Annotated in this window: 18 protein-coding genes; 7 read left to right on the top strand and 11 right to left on the bottom strand. The window is 71.0% G+C overall.

Features of this window, described 5'->3' with window-relative positions; genetic code table 11:
- Nucleotides 1–2: 2 nt before the first annotated feature.
- The 5 genes from JOD63_RS16195 to JOD63_RS16175 form a co-directional block, all read right to left on the bottom strand.
- Nucleotides 3–845 carry a uroporphyrinogen-III synthase gene (locus JOD63_RS16195; protein WP_045275622.1) on the bottom strand — a complete coding sequence of 281 codons (843 nt, stop codon included), beginning with the start codon at nucleotides 843–845 and terminating at the stop codon, nucleotides 3–5.
- Between the two features lie 207 nt (nucleotides 846–1,052).
- Nucleotides 1,053–1,331, bottom strand: a complete 279-nt coding sequence (locus tag JOD63_RS16190) for a hypothetical protein (RefSeq protein WP_045275621.1) — start codon at nucleotides 1,329–1,331, stop codon at nucleotides 1,053–1,055.
- A complete protein-coding gene (locus tag JOD63_RS16185) occupies nucleotides 1,321–1,728 on the bottom strand; it encodes a phage holin family protein (protein ID WP_045275681.1) in 408 nt (135 codons plus the stop codon). The genes JOD63_RS16190 and JOD63_RS16185 overlap by 11 nt, the downstream gene beginning before the upstream one ends.
- 1 nt (nucleotide 1,729) lies before the next feature.
- Nucleotides 1,730–2,119, bottom strand: coding sequence for a hypothetical protein (locus JOD63_RS16180; RefSeq protein ID WP_045275620.1), 390 nt, complete (start codon nucleotides 2,117–2,119; stop codon nucleotides 1,730–1,732).
- 99 nt (nucleotides 2,120–2,218) lie between these two features.
- Nucleotides 2,219–3,709 carry a protoporphyrinogen/coproporphyrinogen oxidase gene (locus tag JOD63_RS16175; RefSeq protein WP_045275680.1) on the bottom strand — a complete coding sequence of 497 codons (1,491 nt, stop codon included), beginning with the start codon at nucleotides 3,707–3,709 and terminating at the stop codon, nucleotides 2,219–2,221.
- 61 nt (nucleotides 3,710–3,770) lie between these two features.
- On the opposite strand from JOD63_RS16175, the gene JOD63_RS16170 reads away from it, so the two are divergent.
- Nucleotides 3,771–4,370, top strand: a complete 600-nt coding sequence (locus JOD63_RS16170) for an HhH-GPD-type base excision DNA repair protein (protein WP_045275619.1) — start codon at nucleotides 3,771–3,773, stop codon at nucleotides 4,368–4,370.
- Nucleotides 4,370–4,798 carry a DUF1801 domain-containing protein gene (locus JOD63_RS16165; RefSeq protein WP_045275618.1) on the top strand — a complete coding sequence of 143 codons (429 nt, stop codon included), beginning with the start codon at nucleotides 4,370–4,372 and terminating at the stop codon, nucleotides 4,796–4,798. The genes JOD63_RS16170 and JOD63_RS16165 overlap by 1 nt, the downstream gene beginning before the upstream one ends.
- On the opposite strand, the gene JOD63_RS16160 is transcribed toward JOD63_RS16165, so the two are convergent.
- Complete coding sequence (locus JOD63_RS16160; protein WP_045275617.1) at nucleotides 4,782–5,708, bottom strand: EamA family transporter; 927 nt, start codon at nucleotides 5,706–5,708, stop codon at nucleotides 4,782–4,784. The genes JOD63_RS16165 and JOD63_RS16160 overlap by 17 nt on opposite strands.
- A gap of 88 nt (nucleotides 5,709–5,796) precedes the next feature.
- Between JOD63_RS16160 and JOD63_RS16155 the strand changes: the two genes are divergently transcribed.
- The 3 genes from JOD63_RS16155 to JOD63_RS16145 all read left to right on the top strand — a co-directional run bounded on the left by JOD63_RS16155 (nucleotide 5,797) and on the right by JOD63_RS16145 (nucleotide 8,820).
- Entirely contained in the window at nucleotides 5,797–6,696 is a 900-nt protein-coding gene (locus JOD63_RS16155; RefSeq protein WP_045275616.1) for a LysR family transcriptional regulator, read from the top strand.
- Nucleotides 6,697–6,783: 87 nt separating this feature from the next.
- The gene (locus JOD63_RS16150) at nucleotides 6,784–7,254 is read left to right on the top strand and encodes an NfeD family protein (RefSeq protein ID WP_245617980.1); all 471 of its coding nucleotides are present in this window, start codon (nucleotides 6,784–6,786) and stop codon (nucleotides 7,252–7,254) included.
- 78 nt (nucleotides 7,255–7,332) lie between these two features.
- On the top strand, nucleotides 7,333–8,820 hold the full coding sequence (locus JOD63_RS16145) for an SPFH domain-containing protein (protein WP_045275615.1): 1,488 nt from the start codon (nucleotides 7,333–7,335) through the stop codon (nucleotides 8,818–8,820).
- 16 nt (nucleotides 8,821–8,836) lie between these two features.
- On the opposite strand, the gene JOD63_RS16140 is transcribed toward JOD63_RS16145, so the two are convergent.
- Nucleotides 8,837–9,622 (bottom strand): SDR family NAD(P)-dependent oxidoreductase, encoded by a 786-nt coding sequence (locus tag JOD63_RS16140; protein WP_045275614.1) that lies wholly within the window; start codon nucleotides 9,620–9,622, stop codon nucleotides 8,837–8,839.
- Nucleotides 9,623–9,683: 61 nt separating this feature from the next.
- Between JOD63_RS16140 and JOD63_RS16135 the strand changes: the two genes are divergently transcribed.
- On the top strand, nucleotides 9,684–10,274 hold the full coding sequence (locus tag JOD63_RS16135; protein ID WP_157003990.1) for a TetR/AcrR family transcriptional regulator: 591 nt from the start codon (nucleotides 9,684–9,686) through the stop codon (nucleotides 10,272–10,274).
- A 128-nt stretch (nucleotides 10,275–10,402) separates the two neighbouring features.
- Here the strand turns inward: JOD63_RS16135 and JOD63_RS16130 are convergent, their stop codons facing one another.
- The gene (locus JOD63_RS16130; RefSeq protein ID WP_045275612.1) at nucleotides 10,403–11,788 is read right to left on the bottom strand and encodes a glycine--tRNA ligase; all 1,386 of its coding nucleotides are present in this window, start codon (nucleotides 11,786–11,788) and stop codon (nucleotides 10,403–10,405) included.
- A gap of 86 nt (nucleotides 11,789–11,874) precedes the next feature.
- Nucleotides 11,875–13,641: a glycoside hydrolase family 35 protein gene (locus tag JOD63_RS16125; RefSeq protein WP_045275611.1), complete on the bottom strand. Its 1,767-nt coding sequence runs from the start codon at nucleotides 13,639–13,641 to the stop codon at nucleotides 11,875–11,877.
- Nucleotides 13,642–13,753: 112 nt separating this feature from the next.
- On the opposite strand from JOD63_RS16125, the gene JOD63_RS16120 reads away from it, so the two are divergent.
- Nucleotides 13,754–14,779 (top strand): LacI family DNA-binding transcriptional regulator, encoded by a 1,026-nt coding sequence (locus JOD63_RS16120; protein ID WP_211088141.1) that lies wholly within the window; start codon nucleotides 13,754–13,756, stop codon nucleotides 14,777–14,779.
- A 56-nt stretch (nucleotides 14,780–14,835) separates the two neighbouring features.
- Here JOD63_RS16120 and JOD63_RS16115 read toward each other — a convergent pair whose 3' ends face one another.
- Nucleotides 14,836–15,840 carry a hypothetical protein gene (locus JOD63_RS16115; protein WP_157003989.1) on the bottom strand — a complete coding sequence of 335 codons (1,005 nt, stop codon included), beginning with the start codon at nucleotides 15,838–15,840 and terminating at the stop codon, nucleotides 14,836–14,838.
- A 5-nt stretch (nucleotides 15,841–15,845) separates the two neighbouring features.
- Nucleotides 15,846–17,702, bottom strand: coding sequence for a vWA domain-containing protein (locus JOD63_RS16110; protein ID WP_245243966.1), 1,857 nt, complete (start codon nucleotides 17,700–17,702; stop codon nucleotides 15,846–15,848).
- Nucleotides 17,703–17,716 lie beyond the last annotated feature (14 nt).

Genomic DNA, 17,716 nt, shown 5'->3' with positions numbered 1-17,716 from the left:
GATCAGACCGAGCGATTCATGCCGGGGAGCGGGATCACCCCGGTCTTGGGCCCGAACTCGTCTGCTGCGTGGGGAAGCGAGAACCGGGCGACGGCGCCGATGAGGGCATCGACGGTCTGGGTGTCGGCGACGACGTCGACGGAGAGCCCTGCGCGGCGGGCATCCTTCGCGGTGCGCGGACCGATCGCGGCGATCAGGGTGTCTTCGGGAAGGTCGGGGAACTGCTCGTGCACCTGCTCGGCCACCGAGCCGCTCGTCACGAGGATCGCGTTGATGCGGCCCGAGCGCACATCGGCGGCGATGCGCTCCGAGACCGGCACGCCGACGGTGCGGTACGCGACCACGCTGCGCACGCGGTGGCCGGCCTGCGAGAGCGTGCGCGTGAGCACCGGCTTCGCGATCTCGCTGCGCAGGGTCAGGATGTCGCGGGGCTCTGGCTCGAGGGCGATGAGCTGCTCCGCCATTCCGGCGGCCGAGTTGTCATCCTCGGGGACGAGGTCGACGCGGTAGCCGACTGCCTGCAGAGCGGCCGCGGTGGTCTCGCCGACGGCGGCGACCTTCGTGGACGCGGGGATGGTCGCACGGTACGCGTAGAGGACGTCGACCGTCGTGGCGCTGGTGACAGTGAGCCATTCGAAGGCGCCGCCGGCGAGGTCGGCGATGGCCTTCTCGAGCGTCTCGTGGTCGTGGGTGGGCGCGAAGTTGATGAGCGGAGCGATCACCGGGACCGCTCCTTGGCTGCGCAGCGAGGCGGCGACGCCGTCGCCCCACGGTCCACCGCGGGGCACGAGGACGCGCCAGCCGGTGAGGGGCTTGTCGTTGCTGTGCCGGGGGGCTGTATTCATGTCAGGTCGACTCTCGTGGTGCCCAGTCGGCCGCCCACCACGTTCGAGCAGCCGACGCGCGATGGAATCGGGTTCGCGCGGTCGGCAGCATACGCACCTTTGCACTGCCTGATAGTCGAGCATACCCCGCGCCCGGCGCCGGGCGTCCAGTCGTCGATCACGACCGGGGGACGACCGCCGAAATGCCGCGCGGCGACCGTCGGGATGTCAGCGCGTGTACGCGCGGACGGCGGCCCATACGCCGAGTCCGACCGCGGCGGCACCGGCGATGAGGAACGCGGCCGCCGCGACGGGGTTGCGGCGCTGGAACGTGCGCGCCTTGTCGACGCCGTCATCGACGGCGACGCCGACGCGCCGCGGGATGTTGGCCTTCTCCTCGATCGCGGCCAGCGCCGCCTTGAGTTCGGCGCGCGCCTGCACGACCGGGTCGGTGATCCCCAGCGGAACGGCGGTGCGGGGCACGGGCACGGGCGCGTCAGAACTCATCGCGCACCTCCTTGACGTCTTGGGCGATCGACTGCACGGGGTTCTGACGCTGCGAGAGACGACGGAAGCGGAGGATGCCGAGCCACACGAAGGTCGCCACGATCAGCAGTCCCACCACGAACATCACCAGCGCGCCGACCCATACCGGCCAGCCCCACCACGAGTACGCCCCGGCGACGAGGAACGTGAAGAGGGCGGGCACCGACCAGAACAGCACGAACAGGGCGAGGAAGAACCACAGCGCTCCCCAGCCGCCGTCCTTCGCCGTGCGCCGCAGCCACGTCTTGGCCGAATCGACCTCGGCGATGACGAGGTTTCGGACGAGTTCGGGAACGTCGCCGAGAAGGGTGAGGAACGAGTCGTCCGCGCGATCGCGGAATCCGCGAGGCGTCGTCATGTCACGCTCCGCCGCGGCCGGCGTCGGCTGCATCGTCGATGGCGTCAGCCGCGGCATCCTTCACGGCCTTCGCCGAGGTCTTCGCGGCGCGCTCGACGTCGTCGGCCGAGTCCTTGCCCGCCTGCACGGCGGCGTCGAGCTTCTGCCCGGCCGTGCCGCGCGACGACGCGGCCTTGGTCACCTTGACCGCCGAGTCCCACAGCGTGCTCGGGAGTGCCATGGCGGTGGACTTGGCGAAGTCCTTCACCTTGTCGACCTGCTCCTGCACGGGATCGAGGTTCCAGACCTTGAGCCATTGCGTCTTGATCTGCTCGTACCGCTCACGACCCGCACGAGTGCCGAGTACGTAGCCGATCGCCAAGCCGATGACGAGTCCTGCCTTGCCCCTCATGGGGTCTCCTCACGTCGGTGGAGCGCGTGCTGGTCCACCCAGGTTAGCCCCATATGCCGATTCCGGCATCCGCGGGCCGATCGAGCTGCCACGACGGGTTCACCTCTCCGGCTGCGGTCCCCACAGAATCCGCTGACGCACGCTCTCCGCCTCGGCCATGGTGTCGCGCACCACCTGCGCGATGCCGCTGCCGCTCATCCACGCACCGACCGCGACCAGCCCGGGCGCCTGCGACACGGCGCTGCGGGCGGCCTGCATGCGTGCCTCGTGGCCGGCTGCCGAGGCAGGACGCGCGAGCTCGTAGCCGGCGTGGTTCCAGCCGCGCACCGCCGCCGGCGGGAGGCCGACGCCGAGGAGGACGGATGCCGCCTCCCGCGCCACCGCCACGACTGCCGCATCCGAGTCGGCGGCCTCAGGCGGCGCGGCGAGCGCCACCTGAAGCACGTGCCGGCCGGCTCCGGCGAGGGCGGCGACGTGCGCCCACCGCACCGAGTCGACGGCAACGGAGGCAGCGGCGGCGGTTCCCGGCACGGCGTGCACGGTCGCTCCCCGCGGTGCGGAGTCGAGGGACGGAGCATCGACCACGAGCGTCACCACGTGGCGCTCGTGCGTCGGAGGGTGCGCGTCGATCGCGACATGCGGTGCGAGCAGGGCGGCAGCAGCCGACTCGTCGGTCGCGACGACGACGATCTCCGCGGTCAGCGTGCGCGGCGACGCGTCGCCCGGGGCTTCTGCAGACGCGGCGCCGTCGACATCCACGCCCACACCCTCGACCGACACCGTCCATCCCGCGGCCTCCCGCACGAGGCCCATCGCCGTGACACCGTTGTGCAGCTGCGCGCCGAGCTGCCGCAGGCGTTCGCAGAGCGCGTCGACCAGGCGCGGCAGACCGCCGTCGAGGCTGCGGACCGCGGCACCCGCGGGCCGGTCCACCAGCAGGTCGGCGACGGCGCCGCCGAGCGATCCGGTGCGCGTGAGCGCCGAGCTCAGGCCCGGCGCGGCGGCGACGACATCGACGTCGACGGGATCGATGCCGAAAGCGCCGACCGACAGCGGCGCGACGAGGTTGTCGAGCACGGCGGCGCCCATGCGCGAGCGGACGAGCGTGGCGAGGTTGTGCTGCTTGCCGATCGTGAACGGCGGGCGGAGGCGATCGAGGTAGGCGCGCCATGCTCCCGGCAGGCCGATGAACGGGTGCACCGACGGGTCCCACGGATTCGCCGGGATGCCCAGCACGGTCTCGGTGGGAAGCGGAGCAGCTCCCCCGCGGGGGAGCCCCGCGATCCAGACGGCGTCCTCCTTCGGCTCGACGACGTCATCCGAGAGTCCCAGTTCCGCCACGAGGGCGGCCATCTCGGCACTGCCGGCCGACCATCCGGTCGCTCCCGTGCTCACCGGCATCCCGTCGATCTCTGCGCGGCCGATGGCTCCGCCGAATCCGGCATCGCGCTCGAGCACGACCACCGGCATCCCGACCTTCGCGAACTCGTACGCGGCGACGAGTCCGGCGATGCCGCCTCCGATCACGACGACGCGGGTCTCGTGCGCATGCGCGATCAGGTCATCGAGCGGTTGGGAGTCAGCGGTCACGATCTCCATCCTCCCATCCGGGTGCATGCCGCCCACCGGCGACCGGTGGAAGACTGGACGCATGACCCTGCACATCACCGGCGACGCGGCGGCCGACCGCCTGCTCACAGACGAACCGCTGGCGCTGCTCATCGGCATGCTGCTCGACCAGCAGGTCGCGATGGAGACCGCCTTCGCCGGCCCGCTGAAGATCCAGCAGCGCTCGGGCCCCCTCGATGCCGCCGCGATCGCCGGGTACGACCCCGAGACCTTCGCCGAGGAGTTCAAGAAGACGCCCGCAGTGCATCGGTTCCCGGGCTCCATGGCCGCCCGGGTGCAGGCCCTGTGCGCGGCGGTCGCCGGCGACTGGGGCGGCGACGCGGCCGCGATCTGGACGCGTCCTGCCGCCGACGGCGGCGGTCAGCCCGACGGCGCGACGGTGCTGAAGCGCCTGAAGGGCCTGCCCGGCTTCGGCGAGCAGAAGGCGAAGATCTTCCTCGCCCTCCTCGGCAAGCAGTACGGGTACACCGGTGCGGGCTGGCGCGAGGCCGCCGGATCGTACGGTGACGAGGGCTCCTTCCGCAGCGTCGCCGACATCACCTCGGCGGAGTCGCTCACGAAGGTGCGCGAGCACAAGCGCGAGATGAAGGCGGCCGCCAAGAGCGGCGGCGGGGGCGTCTGATGCAGAAGACGGGAGGAAGCGTCGCCGCGTTCATCGCGGGGGTGACGCCCGCGAAGCGGCGGCGCGACGCCGAGACGATGCTCGCGATCATGTCGGAGATCACCGGTCGCGACCCCGAGCTGTGGGGCACGATCATCGGCTTCGGCTCGTGCCACTACCTCTACCCCACCGGAACCCAGGGCGACATGCCCGTCACGGCGTTCGCGCCCCGCAAGCAGGCGAGCACGCTGTACCTCGCCCCGGGATTCACGAGCCGCACGGCGGCTCTGGCCGATCTCGGCCCGCACACCACGAGCGTCTCGTGCCTCTATCTGAAGGACCTCGATCTCGTCGACCACGACGTGCTGCGGCAGATCATCGCCGACTCCGAAGCGCAGATGCGCAGCGGCCAGGGGTGGGACGGCGCCACCATCACGCTGACCGACTGAGCTCCCGGGCTTCGGCGCGCCGCGGGCGGGGCGGCCGGATCACGCCGGTCGCGAGCGCCACGCCGAGCAGCAGCACGGCGCCGCCCGCGAGCTCGGCGGGCGACGGGATCTCGCCGAGCACGAGCCACGCGGTGGCGAGGCCGACCGGCGGCACCAGCATCGTGAACGGAACGACGGCGGATGCCGCGTACCGCGCGAGCAGCGTGTTCCAGATGCCGTAGCCGACGAGGCTCGCGAGACCCGCGGTGTAGGCGGTCGACAGCAACTGCGGGGCGGTGAGGTGTGTGAGTGCGAAGCCGACGGCATCCGGTCCGTCGATGACCAGCGACAGCGCCAGCATCGGCAGCGGCACGACGAGCGCCGACCACACCGTGACCGACAGCCCGGCGAGAGGATGCTGCGCAGCGGTGCCGGAGCGGCCGAGGCGGCGCGCGATGACGTTGCCGATCGCCCAGGAAGCCGCGGCCGCGACGGTCACGAGGAGCGCGAACAGCGGCGTCTGGCCGCCGCGGCCGACGGCGACGACGAGGAGTCCGACCGCGCCGACCCCGACGCCCACCGACTGTGCGGCGCTCGGACGCTCGCGCAGCGCAAGCGCGGCGAACACGACGGTCAGCACCACCTGCGCCTGCAGCACGAGCGAGGCGATGCCCGCCGGCATCCCGAGCGCGAGAGCGGTGTAGAGCAGGCCGAACTGGCCGATGCTCATGAAGACACCGAGCAGCAGCACGTCCCGCAGCGGCGCGGCCGGGCGGGGCACGAAGAAGATCGCGGGAACGAGCACCACCGCGAATCGGAGCGCGAGGAACAGCGTCGGCGGCATGCCCTCGAGACCGATGTCGATCACGACGAAGTTCGCACCCCAGATGAGCGCGACGAGCACGGCGAGGAGGGCAGGGCGCAGGGGCATGCTTCGATGCTCAGGCATCCGATCATTCACGTCCAGCGAGCATTCTTGAACGATTCTCGGTAGCAGAACTGCATGGTAGCGTCACCGCATGATCGACCTCGATGCCGTCGGCGCCCTGATCGCGGTCTCCCGCTCGGGGAGTGTGCACGGCGCCGCGCGCGAACTCGGCTTCACCCCGTCGGCTGTGTCGCAGCAGATCAAGCGGCTCGAGCGCGACCTCGGGACGGCGCTGCTCGACCGCGAGGGTCGCGGCGTCGTGCTCACCGCGGCCGGTCGTCGCGTCGTCGACGAGGGCGGGATGCTGCGTGACCAGGTGGAGTCGCTGCGTGCCCGCATCCATGACGCCGAGGCCCGCCCGAGCGGCACCATCCGCGTCGCCGCGTTCTCGACGGCCGTGCGCGGTGTGCTGCCCGACGTGATCGCGCGGGTGCGCGACGGCGCACCCGACCTGCGCATGACGGTGAACGAGATCGATCCGTGGGATGCCGTCGCCGCCGTCGCCGCCGGCACACAGGATCTCGCGGTCATCCACCACTGGGAGGGCGTGGGCATCGCGCTGCCTCCCACGCTCAGCAGCGAGGAGCTGTTCCGCGACGTGGCCGACGTGCTCGTGCACGCGGACGACCCCCTCGCGGCCCGGCCGGCGGTGACGCCGGCCGACCTCGCCGAGCGCATCTGGGCGAGCACCCCCGACGGCACCATCTGCTACGAGTGGTTCTGCCACATGTTCCGCGGCGCGCCGCAGGTGCCGCGGATCGACTACTGGTGCGTCGAGTTCGCCTCGCAGATGCAGCTCGTGGCGGCGGACGCGGCCGTGGCCCTGGTGCCCCGGCTCGGCCGTGGTCGTCTCCCCGACGGCGTGGTCGCGGTGCCCGTGCACGAGCCCGTGCCGACCCGGCCCGTGATCGCGGTCTGGCGCACGAGCATGACCGACTCCCCCGCTGTGCGGTACGTGCGCGCACAGTTGCGGGGCGGCGCCGGGGGCTGACGGAACACGCTCTCCACAGGCCGGTTCAGCAGCGGGCCGACCCCCTAGGCTGAACAGACCCGTGTCCCGCCAGCCGAAAGGCCGACTGTGCTGCTGCCGTTCCTCATCGTCGGAGGGATCGGCCTGGCCGTCCTCCTCATCTCGCTGATCGTCGGCGACATCTTCGACCACTTCGAGATCGGCGACGGAGCGATCTCGGGCACCGCGCTCGGCATCGCGGCTGTCGTCTTCGGCGCCGCGGGCGTGCTCACCTCGACGTCGGGGCTCGATCTCGTCTGGGCCTACGTGCTCGCCGCCGTGCTCGCGATCGCCGCCTACCTCGTGGCCGTGCTCTTCGTGAAGAAGCTCACCGCGTCGTCCGACGGAGTGCCCGTCTCGGCGGTCGGCCAGACCGGTGTCACCCGCTCGACCATCTCGCCGTCCGGCGGAGAGGTGAGCCTCGACGGACCCCACGAGGTCGAGCGCCGCCTCGCCTACGCCGACCAGACGATCGACGAGGGCGTGCGCATCCGCGTCGTCGAGCACTCCGGCACCCGCGTCAAGGTCGTCGCGGACTGATCCCGCGGCGCCGCGCGCCGCACACCGTTCCCGCGCATCGTCGCGCACCGCAGCATCCGCACCCACGAAAGGTCGCCCATGCCCACCGATCTCATCCAGGTCATCGCCGTCGTCGCACTCGTCGTCGCCGTGCTCGGCCTCATCACCTTCATCGCACGTCGCATCCGGCGCGTCCCCCCGAACGAGGCACTGGTGATCGTCGGTCGCGGCGCCGGCGCCAAGGCGACCGGCGAGACCGGCGCCGGTCAGCGCGTCGTGATCGGCGGACGCACGTTCGTGTGGCCGATCCTGCAGCAGGGCTTCTCGATCTCGCTCGAGCAGCGGCAGATCGGCATCACGGTCGAGGGCGTCGACAAGAACCGCATCAAGATCGCCATCAAGGCGTCTATCAACTTCAAGGTGTCGGGCACCGAAGAGGGCGTGCGTCGCGCCGCGCAGCGCTTCCTCTCGCAGCAGGACCTGCTGACCGAGATCATCAAGGAGTCGCTCGAGGGTTCGCTGCGCTCCATCGTGGGCGACATGACGATCGAGCAGATCATCTCGGACCGCAAGAGCCTGTCGGACCGCGTCGTCGCGGAGACGAAGGCCGACCTCGTCGAGCAGGGCCTGCAGGTCGACCTGCTCAACATCAGCGACATCTCGACGCCCGGCAGCGACTACCTCGCCAACCTCGGCCGGGCCGAGGCCGCCCGCGCACGCCAGGTGGCCGAGGTGAGCGAGGCCGAGGCGTCGCGCGCATCCGAGTTCGCCCGCATCGAGGCCGCCGAGCAGATCGCCGAGCGTCAGAAGGCCCTCGCCCTCAAGCAGGCGACGATCAAGGCCGAAACCGATCGCGCCAACGCCGAGGCGCAGGCCGCCGGTCAGCTCGCGACCGCCGAGCAGGACAAGCTCGTCGCCGTGCAGGAGCGCGAGGCGCTCACCGAGCAGGCGCTCGTGACGCAGGAGCGCCTCGACATCGAGATCCGCAAGCCCGCCGAGGCCGAGGCGTACGCCGAGGTGCAGCGCGCGACCGCGCTCCGCGATGCGGCGAACGCCGCGACCGAGGCGGACGCCTACAAGCGCACCCGCATCGCCGAGGCGAACAAGGTCGCCGCCGTGCAGGATGCCGAGGCGTCGGCGTCGGCGGTGCGGTTCGCGGGTGAGGCCGAGCGCGACAAGCAGGTCGCCCTCGCCGCCGGTGTGCGAGCTGAGGGTGACGCGCGGGCGTCGGCCATCAAGGCCGAGGGTCTCGCCGAGGCCGCCGCGACCGACGCCAAGGCGCTCGCGCTGCAGAAGTACGGCGACGCGGCCCTCGCGCAGGAGATCATCTCGCGTCTGCCCGAGATCGTGCGCGCCGCGGCGGAGCCGATCGCGTCGATCGACAAGCTCACCGTCGTCTCGACCGACGGCGCCTCGGAGATGACCAAGACCGTGGGCAAGGTGCTGAGCGAAGGCACCGAGGTCGTGAAGGGGCTCACCGGTCTCGACCTGAACACGATCCTCTCGGCCTACGCGCTCAAGACGGCGGGCGCCGCGGGAGTCGGCGGCGGCGAGCTGAGCGGGAACGGCGCCGCGACCGCGAAGTAGGCGTCGCCGACGGCGGTCAGGCCAGCACGCGGCCGCTCACGGTCAGCGCGATCCGCCGCGGGAGGAGTCGCACCAGGCGCGCGTTCATCGCGTTGACCCCGCCCGATACGAAGCTGGCCGGGGCTCGCCGCCCCTCGAGCTCGCGGAGCGCCCGACCCACCACCTGCGCCGGCTTCTGAAGGCGCCCGACCGCCGCCTCGTCAGTTCCGACCACGTCGAAGAATTCGGTGCGCGTCGCCCCGGGGCTGACCGCGAGCACCCGCAGCGGAGAGTCCTTCGTCTCGTACGCGAGCGCTTCGGTGAAGCTCAGCACGAACGCCTTCGTCGCTCCGTATGCCGCCATGCTCGGGCAGGGCTGGTACGCGGCAGTGCTCGCGATGTTCACCAGGGCTCCGCGGCCGTCGGCGACGAGATCGGGCAGGAACTCACGGGTGATCGACACCAGCGTCGCGATGTTCAGCTGCACCATCTCATCGATCCGGGCGGCGTCCGCCTCGACGAACGCCCCCTTCATGCCGAACCCCGCATTGCCGACCAGGGTCTGCACGCGGATGCCGCGGGCGTCGAGTTCGCGCCGCAGTGCCGCTGCGGCGTCACCCCTCGTCAGATCGAACGGCAGTGCCGTCGCGGTGATCCCGAACGACGCTTCCAGGTCTGCGGCGAGTTCGGCGAGCCGATCCTCGCGGCGCGCCACGAGCACCACATCGGCGCCGCGGGATGCGAGCTGCCTCGCGAACTCGGCGCCGAGGCCGGCGCTGGCACCGGTGATGAGGGCTGTGGTTCCTCGATAGGTCATCGTCATGCGCCAAATGTAGACACTGACAGCATTGTTGTCAATGCCAACTTTGCGGTATGTTCTCGTCGTGACCGGACGCACGTACCACCACGGCAACCTGCGCGCCGACCTCCTCGCACGCGCGTGGGACGTGGTCGATGCCGACGGTGTCGAAGATCTGTCACTGCGTCGACTCGCCCGAGACGCGGGGGTCAGCCACGGCGCGTCCGCCCGGCACTTCCGCGACCGACAGGCGCTCATCGATGCGGTGGCCGTCGAGGGCTTCTCCCGGCTGAACTCTGCACTGACCGACGCAGTCGACCTGCCCGAGTCGTACGCCGAGCGCTTCAGCGCTGCGGCCCATGCGTACGTCCGCTTCGCGGTGCAGCATCCCCGCGTCCTCCGGACGATGTACGCCGCGAAGCACCACCCGGCGGCATCACCCGAACTCGTCACAGTGAGTCACGTCGCGATGCCCGCGCTCGTCGCGCTGATCGCCGCGGCGCAGAGCGCGGGAGAACTCCCCGCGGGCGAAGCCGAGGAGGCGGCGCTCGTCGCGTTCGCGGCCGTGCACGGCGTTGCGAGCCTGGCCACCGACGACCTGCTCGGCGAAGTGCCGTGGGAAGACGCGACCGCAGCCGCCGTCGCGACGGTCTGGCTCGGGCTCGCCTCCCGCTGACCTCGCTCCTGGGCGCGGCGTCGCTCTCGCCCTCCAGCGCCCCTTCCCACTCCCCGCCTGCGGTCGAGACGACGGATGCCGCGCCCCAGGACCGGGCGCGGCATCCACTCCTGGTGGGAGGTCGAGCGTTAGGCGCCCTTCAGGCGCTCCGCGAGGTAGTCGTACAGGCCCTCGAGCGGCACGCGCTCCTGGGCCATGGTGTCGCGGTCGCGCACGGTGACGGCGCGGTCGTCGAGCGAGTCGAAGTCGACGGTGACGCAGAACGGCGTGCCGATCTCGTCCTGACGACGGTAGCGGCGGCCGATGGCGCCCGCGTCGTCGAAGTCGATGTTCCAGTCGCCGCGCAGGGTCTCGGCGACCTCGCGCGCGATGGGCGAGAGCTGCTCGTTGCGCGAGAGGGGCAGGATCGCCGCCTTCACGGGCGCGAGGCGAGGGTCGAGCCCGAGCACGGTGCGGGTGTCGGTGCCGCCCTTGGCGTTGGGCACCTCCTCCTCGCGGTAGGCGTCGACGAGGAACGCCATCATCGCGCGCGTGAGGCCGAACGACGGCTCGATCACGTACGGGATGTACTTCTCGCCCGACGCCTGGTCGAAGTAGGTCAGCGACGTGCCCGACGCCTCGGTGTGTGAGCCGAGGTCGTAGTCGGTGCGGTTGGCGACGCCCATGAGCTCGCCCCACTCCTTGCCGGCGAAGCCGAAGCGGTACTCGACGTCGATGGTGCCGGCCGAGTAGTGGGCGCGGTCCTCTTCGGGCACGTCGAACTGACGCATGTTCTCGGGGTCGATGCCGAGGTCGATGAACCAGTTCCAGCACGCCTCGACCCAGTGGTCGAACCACTGCGGAGCCTCGGCGGGCGGGGTGAAGAACTCGATCTCCATCTGCTCGAACTCACGCGTGCGGAAGATGAAGTTTCCGGGGGTGATCTCGTTGCGGAACGCCTTGCCGACCTGGCCGATGCCGAACGGCGGCTTCTTGCGCGAGGCGGTGAGCACGTTCGAGAAGTTCACGAAGATGCCCTGCGCCGTCTCGGGCCGGAGGAAATGCAGGCCCGACTCGTCGTCAACGACGCCGAGGTAGGTCTTGACGAGGCCCGAGAAGGCCTTCGGCTCGGTGTACTGGCCCTTCGTGCCGCAGTTGGGGCACGGCACGTCGCCGAGGCCGTTCTCGGCCTTGCGGCCCTTGCGCGCCTCGAAGTCCTCGATCAGGTTGTCGGCGCGGAAGCGCTTGTGGCACTGCAGGCACTCCACGAGCGGGTCGGTGAAGGTGGCGACGTGACCCGATGCCTCCCACACGCGCTTCGGGAGGATGACCGACGAGTCGAGGCCGACCATGTCGCTGCGGCTGCGGACGAAAGTCTTCCACCACTGGCGACGGATGTTCTCCTTGAGCTCCGTGCCGAGGGGGCCGTAGTCCCACGCCGAGCGCGAACCGCCGTAGATCTCACCCGCTTGGAACACGAACCCGCGGTGACGGGCGAGGGCGATGACTTTGTCGAGGCGAGACTGCTCGGCCATGGTGGCTCCAATGGTCGGGAGGGAGGAAGAATGCCAGGATGCGGCGACCGCCGCGGCACCCGTCGATTCTAGTCGCCGCGCGTGGGCTACTCCTCGGTCTGCCCGAGGTCGAGACCGCCGGCGAACCGGGCGAACGGCGCCTCGACCTGCTCGAGCTCGAGTACGACGACGGTGTTGCCCGTGGTGCGGGTCACCGGCGCCGGCACGTACAGCGTGCGCTGCGCGCCGCTTCGCCAGTACCGTCCGAGGAAGAACCCGTTGACGAAGGCGAAACCCTTGCCCCAGGCCGTGGTGTCGAGGAAGAGGTCGGCCGGCGCCTCGAGGTCGAAGGTCGCGCTGAGCGCGACCGCGCCGGCGGGGGCGATCGCGGAGGCGTCTTCTGCGTCGACACCGCTCGCGACGATTCCGGCGACGGCTGCGAGGTTCACGGGCTGCGCCGACCAGCCGGTGAGCGGCTCGCCGCCGAGGGTCGCCCCGCCGATGAGACCCTTGAGCTCGCCGATGCGCGACGCGTAGTTGACGCGCCCCTGCTCCTCGACGACGACCCGCAGGCGGCGCCCGGCCGGGACGGGGATGACCCGCTCGTGGAGCGTGCGCGACAGGGTGCCGACGGGTTCACCGTCGACGCTCACCCACGCGCGGTCGCGCACGTCGCCGAACGCGAGTACGGCCGTGGGGCGACCGCCGAAGGCGTCGACGGGCAGGTCGGTCTCGTAGACGATCACGCCACTGGGCTGGGCGAGCGCATCGAAGGTCGGGGGCTGGTCGTGGCCGCTGGCCGCGGCCGCGGCCGGGAGCCACTCGCCGTGCGAGCGCAGGGCGACCTCGAACGTCGGCGCGGCGGAGCCGCGGACCGGAACCTCGGCGGGCACGTCCGCGTACTTCGCGATGACGTCGCGCAGCGCCCAGAACTTCTCGGTCGGCTCGCCGGCCTCGTCGAGCGGCGCGTCGTAGTCGTACGACGTGACGATCGGCAGGTAGCGCCCCTTGTCGTTCGCGCCGTTGGTGAGGCCGAAGTTGGTGCCGCCGTGGAACATGTACACGTTGACGGATGCTCCGGCAGCCAGCAACGCGTCGAGCTCGGAGGCCGCGGCATCCGCACTCGTCGTGTGGTGCACGCCGCCCCACCAGTCGAACCATCCGTCCCAGAACTCCGAGCACATGAGGGGTCCGGTGCGCTGATGCTCGCGCAGCGTCGCCAGCCGCTCGGACACGCGCGAGCCGAACGATCCGGTGGAGTGGAGGCCGTCGATCGAGCCGTGGTCGAGGTGGTCGTCGACAGGCTGATCGACGGTGGTGAGCGCCACCGTCACGCCCGCCGCGCGCGTGACCTCGACGAGCTCGCGCAGGTAGTCCTTGTCGGAGCCGTAGGCCCCGTACTCGTTCTCGATCTGCACGAGGATGACGTTCCCGCCGCGGTCGATCTGCCGCGGCACCACGATCTCGTATACCCGGCGGAGATACGTCGTGACCTCGGCCATGTAGACGGGATCCGCCGTCCGCAGTCGGATGCCGGGCGTGCTCGTCAGCCACACCGGCATGCCGCCGTTGTGCCACTCCGCGCAGATGTACGGGCCGGGGCGCACGATCGCGTGCATCCCCTCCGCGGCGATGAGGTCGAGGAAGCGGCCGAGGTCGTTCGCGCCCGACGCATCCCACTCGCCCCGCTGCGGCTCGTGCGCGTTCCAGGCGACGTACGTCTCGATCGTGTTGAGCCCCATGAGCCGCGCCTTGCGGATGCGGTCGGCCCAGTGATCGGGGTGCACGCGGAAGTAGTGGATCGCGCCGGCGAGCACGCGATGCGGCCGGCCGTCGAGGAGGAAGTCTGTATCGCCGATCGTGAAGGATGCCACGGAGGAACGCTGCTTTCTGACGGGACGTTCTCGGCGTGGAGTTCCCTGAGCTCCACGGAATGTTTAGGATAACATCACGCTCGGGCACCGTCCCGACCCCGGAGCCGCTGACATGTCCCACCGCGAAACCGCACCCAACCGGCATCCGTCGATGTTCGACGTCGCCGCGCTGGCAGGCGTGTCCGCGCAGACGGTTTCACGCGTGTCGAACGGGGCCGCCAGCGTCCGGGAGTCGACGAGGCTGAAGGTCGTCGCCGCGATGCGCGAGCTCGGCTATCGCCCGAATGCCGCGGCGCGGGCGCTCAAGCGCGGCAGCTTCCAGTCGATCGGGGTCATCGCCACGACCCTGGCCGGGTACGGCAACCTCCACACGATCGAAGGCATCGTCAGCGCCGCCTCGACCCGGGGGTGGTCGGTCACCCTCATGCTGACGAGCGACCGCGCCATCGGCAGCGTGTCGGGTGCGTACGCCCGGCTCTCCGAGGCGTCGGTGGACGCGCTCGTGCTCGCGGTCGACGCGCGGGTGCTCGACGAGAACCCGCTGGAGTTCCCGCCCGGGCTCCCGGTCGTCGTCGTCGACGCCGGCATGTCGTCGAGGCACACCGTCGTCGACAACGATCAGTCCGACGGCGCCCGCCAGGCCACCGAGCATCTGCTCGCGCTCGGGCACACGCGCATCGCACACCTCGGTGGTCCTCGCGCGTCGTACGCCGCGGCGGCCCGCCGAGAGGCGTTCGCGGAGGCGCTCCGGTCACAGGGACTCACCGCGGCGGCGGTGATCGAAAGCGACTGGCGGGTCGAGTCCGGGCACCGCGCCGCCGCCGAGATCGTCGACTCGGGCGCGACCGCGGTCTTCGCCGCGAACGACGACCTCGCCCTCGGCCTCGCCCGCGCCCTGCACGAACGGGGGATGCGGCTGCCGCACGACATGTCGATCGTCGGGTACGACAACTCCCCCGCCGCCGAGAGCTCGTGGCCGCAGTTGACCAGCGTCGACCAGGACTTCGCAGCGGTCGGACGCGCCTGCGTCGATCATCTGCTCGCGGCACTCGACGGCGACGACGAGCTCGCGACCCGCCTGATCGTCCCCACGCGTCTGGTGGTGCGCTCGAGCACGGCCGCGCCGCGCCCGACCTGAGCCGAGGCTCGCCGCCCCGACCTGAGCCGGACCCTGGGCCGGCCACGGGACCGGCCTCAGCCGGCCTCGGGGCGCTCGCCCTCGGCCTGCTCGAACGCCCGCTCCCACTCCTGCAGCTCTTTGCGACCGCCGATGAGGCCGTCGAGCGACACCTGGAAGTGCAGTCCCCGTCGGGCGTTGACCTGCTTGATGTTCTCGACCAGCTGCGCCGAGACTGCGGCGAGCGAGTCGCGCACCTCGCGCACGCGGTCGGCGGGGTCGTCCCACAGGTTCGGGTGCGCGAGGATGTCGAGCAGGTACTCGCGGTCGAGCGCCGCCGTGAGCTTGCGGAGCGTGTCGCCGTACTCGACGGCCGCGGTCGCGCGCTGGCCCTCGTCGCCGCGACGACCGAGGCGCTCGAACAGCTCGCTGGCGTTCGTGGCGATGCCGTCGATCTCCTCGGCCACCGCGCCCGCCTGAGCGGTGCCACGTGCGGCGGCTGCCGAGTACTCGCCGGTCAGCTGCCTCAGGCGCGCGACGGTGCCGCGCACCGTTTCGGGGAGCGGTTGCGCGCCGCCACGGCGCCGCGCACGCCCCACGCCGAACGCCGTGGCGCCGCCGGCGATGAGCACGGCCACGCCCACTGCCACGGCGATCCCGATGCCCGCGTCGCCGCCGCCCGACGCCGGCCCTTCGGGCAGCGCCTCGGTGATCTGCTGGACCGCCTGCGTCAGCGCGGCATCGGTCGAGTCGGTCGCCCCCTCGGCCTCGTTCGCGATCCGCAGCGCTTCGCCCGAGGCCAGCGCGTCGGACCCGGCGACGAGGTCGTCGCCGACCGCGACGACGATCGTGTCGTACTGGGGGTTCGCCTCTTTCAGGGCGAACAGGATGTCTCGGGGGTCGCCGACGAGCAGCGCGGTGTCGGGGAAGACGGCGACGCCGATCGAGGCATCCCCGATCTCCTGTTCGAGCGACGCCACGAGATCGGACCCGCCGGTCACCTCATCCGAGACGAACACGTTCGTCTCGGCGAGCACATCGTTCGCCTCACCGACGTACACCTGTGAATCGAGTGGGTGCATCGCGGTCAGAAGTTGTTGATGACCGACGCGAACACGAGGTCGATCTTCGCGGCATCCGAGGCGTCGAACCACTGCCCCCCGGTCGCCTCGGCGATGCGCTGGAGCGCCGATGTGTCGGCTCCCTCGCCGTACGCGATCGGGAAGATGCGCACCGGCGAGTCCTCGCCGCCCTCGCCCGAGGTCGAGCCGATGCGGGCGATGAGGGAGTCGAGCGACATGGTCGAGTCGGTGTCCTGCCCGTCGGAGAGCACCACGATCGCATTGATGCGCCCGGGCTCGGCGCGCGCGGTCATCTCGTCGTAGGCCGCGGCGATCGCGTCGTAGAGGGGCGTGCCCTCGCGGTCTGCGAAGCGCAGGTCGTCGAGCGACGAGTCGACGGCCTCCCGATCGCTCGCGAGCGGCGAGACGTCGCGCAGCACGACGATGTTCTCGCCCGCGGCCGAGGAGACGCCCGTGGTGAACGCCCAGACGCCGACCTCGTCGCTGGAGCGGAAGTGGCCGAGCGTCGACTGCGCGCCCTCGATGGCCCCGTCGAGCTTCGACCTGCCGTCGCCGATCTCCTCGTCCATCGAGCCCGAGATGTCGATGACCTCGAGCACCGACGACGGCTTGCGGATCTGGGTCCACTGGTCGATCGCGGCCGACACGACGTCGACTGCGGGCTTGGGCAGCGTGACCGCGGGGCCGGCGGGGTCGACGCCGTACTCGGCGGTGAAGAGGTCACCGAGCGGCACCGACGCGTCGAGGGGGCGGAAGCCGTACTCGGGCAGGATCTGCTGGGCCGCATCCGTCTGCAGGAACGCCGCGAAGGCGGCGCCAGCCTCAGCCTGGACGCCGGTCACCCAGTCCGCGCCGAGCACCGTGATCGGGTTGTCGGACCACATCGAGCCGCCCGACGGATAGACCGCGACGAGCTTCTCCTTCGGCGGGGTGAGCGTCTCGCCGGGCTGCACCGTGTGCGAGTCGGGGTTGCCCTGGTTGTAGTTGAGGAGCGAGGTCTCCTCGAGCGCGACCGCCGACACGTAGCCCGAACCGCCGGCGCCGTTCTGGGTCTCGTCGTAGAGCGTGTTGAGCACCTTGCCGGTGGTGTCTCCGTAGTGGATGACGCACTCCTCGAACACCCGCGAGAACTCCGCGGATGCCGCCACGTCGGCAGCGGTGAGGTCGGCCTGCTTGCCCGACGCCTCGTACGACTGCATGAGGATCGCCGAGAGCCCGGTGGTCGAGGTGTTCGGATTGGTCTTCGAGATCTTGAACGACCCCCAGATCGGCTTGCCGACGCTCGCCCACCCATCGGGGTCTTGGCAGAGCGCCTCGAAGTCGGTGATCCCGATGTCGGTGCCCGGGTAGCCGAGCGCCTTGGCCATCGTCTCGGGCACCCCGAACACCACGGGCGTATGGGTGAAGGACTCGGGCTCGCCGACGAGCGAGGCCGATGCCGCCGCCGCGACGCGATCCGTCCACACCGTCGACGCGGGCGACCACATCACCGGCCAGCGCCGGGTGTCTTCGTCGGGCCAGTCCTCACCCGAGGTGAGGAAGCGGGTTGCGTCGCCCGACGACACGTTGATCGGGCGCACCGTCGCGCACTCGTCGAGCGCGTCATGCTCAGGAGACTCCTTGAAGGCGTCGGCGAGCTCGTCGAGCATGTTGACCTTCTCCGACGAGGTCGCGACGACGACGCTGGTGCAGCCGTCGTCGACGAAGTCGCCGTCGCCGAAGTCGCCGCCGCCGTCGTCGGCGAACGAGCAGCCCGTCAGCGCGAGCGCGGTGAGGAGTGCCAGAGCACCTCCCCGGCGCGCGCGTGAGCGGGCGGTGCTGATCGACGTCGATGAGGTCTGTCGCGGGGGGCGAGTGGCCATGGCTACAGCGTAGG

This window comes from Microbacterium terrae (assembly GCF_017831975.1).
Classification (GTDB): Bacteria; Actinomycetota; Actinomycetes; order Actinomycetales; family Microbacteriaceae; genus Microbacterium; species Microbacterium terrae.
The sequence above is the reverse complement of the archived record's forward strand: the minus strand, read 5'-3'. Positions and strand labels throughout refer to the sequence as shown.

Excerpts from the sequence above, each read along its gene's own strand:
- JOD63_RS16185 (WP_045275681.1), bottom strand. The coding sequence starts at position 1,728 with ATGACGACGCCTCGCGGATTCCGCGATCGCGCGGACGACTCGTTCCTC.
- JOD63_RS16120 (WP_211088141.1), top strand. The coding sequence starts at position 13,754 with ATGTCCCACCGCGAAACCGCACCCAACCGGCATCCGTCGATGTTCGAC.
- JOD63_RS16165 (WP_045275618.1), top strand. The coding sequence starts at position 4,370 with ATGCAGAAGACGGGAGGAAGCGTCGCCGCGTTCATCGCGGGGGTGACG.
- JOD63_RS16140 (WP_045275614.1), bottom strand. The coding sequence starts at position 9,622 with ATGACGATGACCTATCGAGGAACCACAGCCCTCATCACCGGTGCCAGC.
- JOD63_RS16130 (WP_045275612.1), bottom strand. The coding sequence starts at position 11,788 with ATGGCCGAGCAGTCTCGCCTCGACAAAGTCATCGCCCTCGCCCGTCAC.
- JOD63_RS16190 (WP_045275621.1), bottom strand. The coding sequence starts at position 1,331 with ATGAGTTCTGACGCGCCCGTGCCCGTGCCCCGCACCGCCGTTCCGCTG.
- JOD63_RS16180 (WP_045275620.1), bottom strand. The coding sequence starts at position 2,119 with ATGAGGGGCAAGGCAGGACTCGTCATCGGCTTGGCGATCGGCTACGTA.
- JOD63_RS16195 (WP_045275622.1), bottom strand. The coding sequence starts at position 845 with ATGAATACAGCCCCCCGGCACAGCAACGACAAGCCCCTCACCGGCTGG.
- JOD63_RS16170 (WP_045275619.1), top strand. The coding sequence starts at position 3,771 with ATGACCCTGCACATCACCGGCGACGCGGCGGCCGACCGCCTGCTCACA.
- JOD63_RS16155 (WP_045275616.1), top strand. The coding sequence starts at position 5,797 with ATGATCGACCTCGATGCCGTCGGCGCCCTGATCGCGGTCTCCCGCTCG.
- JOD63_RS16160 (WP_045275617.1), bottom strand. The coding sequence starts at position 5,708 with ATGCCCCTGCGCCCTGCCCTCCTCGCCGTGCTCGTCGCGCTCATCTGG.
- JOD63_RS16145 (WP_045275615.1), top strand. The coding sequence starts at position 7,333 with ATGCCCACCGATCTCATCCAGGTCATCGCCGTCGTCGCACTCGTCGTC.
- JOD63_RS16110 (WP_245243966.1), bottom strand. The coding sequence starts at position 17,702 with ATGGCCACTCGCCCCCCGCGACAGACCTCATCGACGTCGATCAGCACC.
- JOD63_RS16115 (WP_157003989.1), bottom strand. The coding sequence starts at position 15,840 with ATGCACCCACTCGATTCACAGGTGTACGTCGGTGAGGCGAACGATGTG.